This window comes from Bacillus sp. LR--39 (genome assembly GCF_053613335.1).
Genome location: NZ_JBSIOT010001061.1, coordinates 1 through 644, shown reverse-complemented (window position 1 = coordinate 644; position 644 = coordinate 1). Strand labels below are relative to the sequence as shown.

Here is a 644-nt window from a genome sequence, read left to right as displayed (position 1 = left end):
GCTTCGTCCGATCGCCTTGATGAAGGACGGCCAACCGCTGCTGGCCTGAAGAGTCGTAACGGCTCAAAGCTGCCTGCGCTTTGGCAATGATGTCATCATCCAAGTGGCTGATCAAGCGCTCAGCCGCTTCCCACGCCTCTTGTTCAGTTTCACGGGCAATGACATGCAGCCTAATACCAAATCGAACGGATCTCCCTTCTTTTGCCGCTTGCTTTTTGACTCTCTCTATCTTTTCTTTTACTTGTTCAGGCGGCTCACCCCATGTCAAGTATACGTCTGTATGCTTTGCGGCAGCTTCAATCCCAGCCTGTGACGAACCACCGAAATAGATGGGCGGATGCGGCTCTTGCTGCGGCGGGAAAAGCAGATTGCTGTTTTCCACTTTTATATGCTTTCCTTCATAGGAAACCGTTTCTCCCTGCAAAAGTCTCCGCCAAACGGTTAAAAATTCGTCTGTTGCCTCGTAGCGCTCATCATGGCTGATAAACAGGCCATCGCCTACCAGCTCATACGGATCGCCCCCTGCCACAACGTTGATCAGCAGCCGGCCGTCTGAAATGCGGTCTAGGGTGGATGTCATTCTGGCTGCCAGAGAAGGCTGCATTAAACCAGGTCTTACCGCGACTAAAAACTTTAAGTCCTTT

1 protein-coding gene is annotated in these 644 nt (G+C 51.6%); it reads right to left on the bottom strand.

The window, feature by feature from the left end; translation table 11 throughout:
• On the bottom strand, positions 1–644 hold a 644-nt coding region (locus ACWHAR_RS28425; RefSeq protein ID WP_452088615.1), incomplete at both ends, for an LLM class flavin-dependent oxidoreductase.